This is a genomic window from Alicyclobacillus suci (assembly GCF_017329615.1).
Classification (GTDB): domain Bacteria; phylum Bacillota; class Bacilli; order Alicyclobacillales; family Alicyclobacillaceae; genus Alicyclobacillus; species Alicyclobacillus suci.
On record NZ_JAFMTW010000081.1, the window covers coordinates 1 to 5,767 of the forward strand.

General features: G+C 50.8%; 5 protein-coding genes. All 5 read left to right on the forward strand.

Annotation, left to right across the window (positions count from 1 at the left end):
- Window positions 1-1,297, forward strand: a 1,297-nt coding sequence (locus J3482_RS19275) for a PBSX family phage terminase large subunit (RefSeq protein WP_236018398.1), incomplete at its 5' end; no start/stop codon positions are given.
- 16 nt (window positions 1,298-1,313) lie between these two features.
- Window positions 1,314-2,879 carry a phage portal protein gene (locus J3482_RS19280; protein ID WP_206922967.1) on the forward strand — a complete coding sequence of 522 codons (1,566 nt, stop codon included), beginning with the start codon at window positions 1,314-1,316 and terminating at the stop codon, window positions 2,877-2,879.
- A gap of 58 nt (window positions 2,880-2,937) precedes the next feature.
- Window positions 2,938-3,600, forward strand: coding sequence for a phage head morphogenesis protein (locus tag J3482_RS19285; RefSeq protein WP_206922968.1), 663 nt, complete (start codon window positions 2,938-2,940; stop codon window positions 3,598-3,600).
- A 47-nt stretch (window positions 3,601-3,647) separates the two neighbouring features.
- Entirely contained in the window at window positions 3,648-5,204 is a 1,557-nt protein-coding gene (locus J3482_RS19290; protein ID WP_206922969.1) for a DUF2213 domain-containing protein, read from the forward strand.
- A gap of 14 nt (window positions 5,205-5,218) precedes the next feature.
- A complete protein-coding gene (locus J3482_RS19295) occupies window positions 5,219-5,758 on the forward strand; it encodes a structural cement protein Gp24 (RefSeq protein ID WP_206922970.1) in 540 nt (179 codons plus the stop codon).
- Window positions 5,759-5,767 lie beyond the last annotated feature (9 nt).

Here is a 5,767-nt window from a genome sequence, read left to right on the forward strand (position 1 = left end):
GACAGCGACGGCGCCGAAGAAAGTTAAGCCTGCTGCATTCAAATTCCAGCCGTTCAGTCGCAAGCAGAAGCAAGTCCTCACTTGGTGGATGCGCGAGAGTCCATACCACGATATGGATGCCATCATATGTGATGGTTCTGTTCGTGCAGGCAAGACGGTAGCAATGTCTCTGTCATATGTGATGTGGGCCATGGAGACGTTTGATGGTCAAAACCTCGGTATGGCTGGGAAGACGATATCTGCATTGCGCCGGAACGTGATCATTCCGCTCAAACGCATGCTCAAATCACGCGGATACATGGTCGATGAACACCTGACCAGCAATAGCATCACCATCGGGCGCAAGGGCCGCGTGAACGAATTTTATCTGTTCGGGGGCCGCGATGAGCGCAGCCAAGACCTCATCCAAGGTATCACGCTTGCTGGCATGTTTTTCGACGAGGTTGCGCTGATGCCTGAGTCATTCGTGAATCAAGCCACGGCGCGGTGTTCGGTTGACGGAGCGAAGTTCTGGTTTAACTGTAACCCGGCAGGGCCGTTTCATTGGTTCAAGGTCGGGTGGCTCGAGAAGCTGAAGGAAAAGAACGCGTTGCACCTTCACTTCACGATGGACGACAACCTGAGTCTCACCGAAAGAACCAAAGCGCGGTTCAAGAGCCTCTACACAGGGGTGTTCTATCAACGCTACATCCTCGGTCTCTGGGTAGTTGCAGAAGGCGCCATCTATGACATGTGGGACGACGAACTGAACACATTCGATGACGATGATATCCATCCAGCACTCAAGGTTATTGGGAAACGGTATATCAGCATCGACTACGGAACGCAGAACCCGATGGTATTCCTCGACTGTTACGACGACGGAGATACGCTTTGGATCATGAATGAGTATTACTACGACGGGCGCGCGCGAGGACGTCAGAAAGAGGATAGCGAGTACGCGGATGACCTCGAGAAGTTCATTGCTGATGGCCCCAAACCTCGATACGTCATTATCGACCCATCTGCAGCGAGTTTTAAGACTACTTTACGCAAACGCGGATTACATACCAAGGACGCCGACAACGACGTCATAGAGGGCATTCGCGCCATGTCCACGATGATTTACCTACGCAAACTGCGCGTGCATCGCAAGAACTGTCCTAACTTCTTGATGGAGCGCGCTGCATATGTTTGGGATGATAAGGCAGTCAAACGCGGTGACGAGAAGCCTGTAAAACAGTCTGACCATGCGATGGATGCATGCCGCTATCTAGTAAAAACCATCGTTAAACCAAAAAGACTTTATACCGCATAGAAAGGAGGTTTGGCTTTTGTCGAAGGCACGTAGGCAGCGCAAGCGGACGAACTCTCCAGGTTATACGACACCGGAAGGACTCACAAACGATCCTGCAACGCTTGAAATATTACGCCGGATGGTGACGCGTGACTCTTTCAGTAACCCGATGGCGCGTCAGGGATATGGCACGCCGAATATATCGGAAGGTACCGAGTATCCACTCACCCGCCTGACAAACAACTATCAGCTTCTGAATAGCCTCTATCGTAACCATTGGGTCATCCGCAACGTTGTCGATACCATCCCCGAGGATATGACGCGCAACTGGATAAAAATTCGAAGCGAGTTACCGCCGGAGGACATCGACAAGATTAATCGTGTTTGGACGAAACGACGGTTCAAACAGCATATCTTGCATGGACTCAAATGGGGTCGATTATACGGTGGCGCGCTTGGCGTCATGCTTATCGAAGGTCATGAAGACATGCTCGAGGAACCGTTGAATCTCGATGACGTGATGCCAGGGACGTTCAAGAATCTGTTCGTTATCGACCGATGGACAGGGTGTTATCCATCAGAGGAACTAGTAGATGACCTGAACAGCGTCGAATTCGGTCTGCCGAAGTACTATGAAGTTACATTTGACGACGGCAGTACGCAGAGAGTGCACTATACGCGCGTGATCCGCTTCGTTGGTCGCGAACTTCCCTATTGGGAGAAAATGGCTGAGGTTTACTGGGGCGCATCTGAAGTTGAGATTGTTTTTGATGAACTGAAAAAGCGCGATAACGTCTCATCAAACATCCTGCAACTTACATTCATGGCGAATCTCAGATTCATGAAGGTCAACGGGATTGATGCCGTGATGTCGCTCATGGATACAAGTGCTCAGAACGACTTGTATAACGTTTATGAGTCGCAGAACTGGCTCATGAGCAATGCGAGTATGCAGATTCTCGGCGATAAAGATGAGTTCCAGCAGTTTCAGTATAGTTTCGCCGGAATCAACGACATCTATCAAAGTTTTATGATGGATTTGTCAGGTGCCACGAAGATACCTGTTACAAAGCTGTTCGGGCGCTCTCCTGCCGGCATGAACGCGACTGGCGAGAGCGACATGCAGAACTACTATGAGACCGTCATGCAGGCGCAGGAGGCCATTCTCGCGCCGGTGCTCGACAAGATACTGCCGGTTATATGTATGAGTGAGTTGGGGCATGTGCCTGACGACCTCGATTACGACTTCGAACCCATCAACCAACCCGATGACCAAGAGGTAGCGGATTTGGTCGAAAAGAAGACGAACGCAATCATCGCTTTGTACAACGCAGGTCTCATTTCACAGAGGTCCGGCATGAAAGAACTCCAACAGATGTCCGAGTCAACGGGCATGTTCACCAACATCACAGATGAGGATATTGAGAATGCCGATGATTCTACATCACAAGGCGAGGTGATACCGCCAGATGCCTTCTCGTCGATCAATCCTATGGGAACCCAAGAGACGAATCGAACAGGAGTACCGCAACGCAATTCGACAGGCGATGCAAAAACTTTCAAGTTTACTGACTGGTTTAGACGATCCAAACGAGATTATTAACCGTCTCTACAATGCCACCAACGATCCTTGGTTCCAGGAATATGCTGAGGCAACAGCGATGAAGATGGTCACGCACCTATTTACCGACGCTGGCCGAACATGGCGACAGGCGGCCAAGGTGAACAGCAGAGGTTCTTTGATATACAAAGCTCTCATGGAAGAGATGAATGGCCCACTTGGTGGCATCATGGCCGCTCAAATCCAGCGTAATGCGCAGTATATCAAGGATGTGCCAGCAGATATTGCCCGGCAGATGACAGAGCATATCATGTCTCAGTCAATGCAAGGTCTTAGGCATACAGACATCGCAAAGAATCTACAGCAGTTGTTCCCACACATGACAGACGTCAAAGCGAATCTCATTGCGCGCACAGAAACAGCTAAGACGGCCACGGCACTGACGCAGTCAAGGTGTGAACTACACGGTATTCCTTGGTATCGATGGCGGACGTCAGAAGACTCCAGGGTACGCGACAGCCATCGCATTATGGACAAGGTATTGGTCGCTTGGGATGACCCGCCGAGCCCGGAGGAATTGAGTAAAGAAAAGGATGTTGGACACTATCACGCGGGATGTATTTGGAACTGTCGGTGCTACGCTGAACCGCTGATTGACCTGGACTTCATTCAATGGCCGTGCCAAGTGTATCTGAATGGTTCATTGAGGAAGATGAGCCGAAAACAATTTGAACATTTGATGCCAATAAGAAATGTCGGTTAGCCCTACGGGGCTATTTTTTATGCCTTGAGAGGGGGTGAGAAAAGTACATGAAGGCATACTTTGGTTCGCGAATCTCACCCAATATCACGCGTACCCGAGAGGGATTCCTCGTGTGTCACAACGTCCCTATTGCGCGGACAGGTTGGTATGAGTATTTGCCGCAGGAACTTGGTTTGGACGGCGACGGTGTGATCCAGGTTTATCGCCCTGAAGATGAGGTATTCGATGACAAAGCGATGGCCTCGTTTGAAGGTAAACCGCTCACGAACGACCATCCTCCGGAAGGTGTCGACCCATCGAACTTTTCGCAATATGCGAAGGGACATGCGACAAACATCCGACGTGGTAAGGGCCAAGACGATGACCTATTGTTGGCCGACATTGTCGCAAACGATGAACAGATCATCAATGACATTGTAAACGGCAAACGAGAGATCAGCGCTGGTTACGAATGTGACTACGAGCCAAACGATGATGGCACTTATACGCAACGGAATATCCGCGGCAATCACGTTGCGCTTGTGGACGCAGGGCGTGCTGGAGACCGCGTGAGAATCAACGATAGACGCCCTGCGCGAGATGACGAAGCGGAAGAGGCATCCAAGAAATATGGAATCGCGGTGAAAAAGGATGGCCACCGTTCTCCTCCTGAAGGTTATCCACGTGACCGCGAAAAGTATGCAGACCCCGTCAACTTTAAGTACCCCCTAACCGGCGAGCACAAAGAGGCCGCCGTTGTTTACTATAACCGCCCCGGCGAACGCACTAAAGGTGAATATACGACCGAAGAGTGGTCAATCATCGGGCGGCGCATTATGCACGCATTGGGCGATGGGTACGCACTGAAAGACGGCAAGATCGTCACTCCCAACGAACGGGAACAACAGAAAGTGAGGGATTCAAGAATGAGTTTGAAAAAAGCACTCCGTAAGCCATTGCACGCTTCACGAGTACTAATGGGTGCGGGATGGAAAAGTTTCGTAAACGATGCCGATCCTGAAGAGATTGCGGATGCCATGGATGTGGTTGCAGAGGAACTCCATGGCGGTGACGACACCCCGACAGAGGAACAGAAGAATAATCAGCCAACCGGTGACGACGCTGAGGATCAGACAGACCTCGAAGAGTTGAAAAAGCAGGTGTCCGCTTTAACCGAATTGGTACAAAAAGCTTTGGCGCCAAAGAATGAAGATGAGGACCCGGAGAAAGCACTCGACGACGCCATCGCGCAAATGGAAGACCCAGAAAACGCGATTGCTGAAGACGAAGAGTCACAAACCATCGAGTCGCAGGATGAAGAAGGCCCAGTAACCGATCCTGAAGATCGTCCACAAAGCGGATTTAAGGCAGCGGATAGTGCGGCGGCTGTCGCATACCTCAAGTCTATTAAACCCGCCATCGCAAGACTGAAAGATCCGGTTGAGAAGAAGATGATGGTCGACGCGGCGCTGAAAGCTGTCAAAGGTCGTCCATCTAAACCGTCAAATACCTACCAAAAAATGACTAAGCCTAAGAAGGCTCAGGACAACAAGGTTACAGACATCTCTGAACTAGGTAAGCAGTGGATGAAGGCAAACAACCCTCACTATAAAAACCGCATTTAAGGAGGACTGAATACATGGCTAACAGTGGATTTTTCGTCATCGGCAAAACGCTGAACCTCGGTTACCCAGGTACTGTTTCCCGATTGGCAGACGCCATCATCGAGAACCGACCTGTGAGGTCTACTGACACTACTCCGATTTCGTTCGGCGCCCCGGTCGTGCTGAACAGCGACAACACATACTCGGCATTCGGAGCATCGAGTACTGCTGCGGATTTTGCTGGCATTGCTGTCCGTGAAGTGGTTCAAGGAACTAACTACTTGAACTCGTATACGACTGGTTCCTACGCGCCTGGGCATCCGTGTGATGTGCTCCAGCGCGGTTCTTGTACCGTCACTTGCACGGAAGGCACACCGCAAGCTGGGGCGCCCGTATACATCGTAACCGTTGCTGGTGATGGTGCAGTCAGCGAGGTTGGTAACTTCGTCGCAACGGCAACTCCTGCTGGTACCGGTTCAACGGCAGTAGAGTTAACCGGCGTTGTATGGAAGACAGGTGCACTTGATTCAAGTAACACAGCAGAACTCACTATCTTGAGCCGCCCAACGGCCTAATAGGAGGTA

Bases quoted from the DNA above. Each gene is read 5' to 3' on its own strand.
- J3482_RS19285 (WP_206922968.1), top strand. From the start codon at position 2,938: ATGAAGATGGTCACGCACCTATTTACCGACGCTGGCCGAACATGGCGA.
- J3482_RS19290 (WP_206922969.1), top strand. From the start codon at position 3,648: ATGAAGGCATACTTTGGTTCGCGAATCTCACCCAATATCACGCGTACC.
- J3482_RS19295 (WP_206922970.1), top strand. From the start codon at position 5,219: ATGGCTAACAGTGGATTTTTCGTCATCGGCAAAACGCTGAACCTCGGT.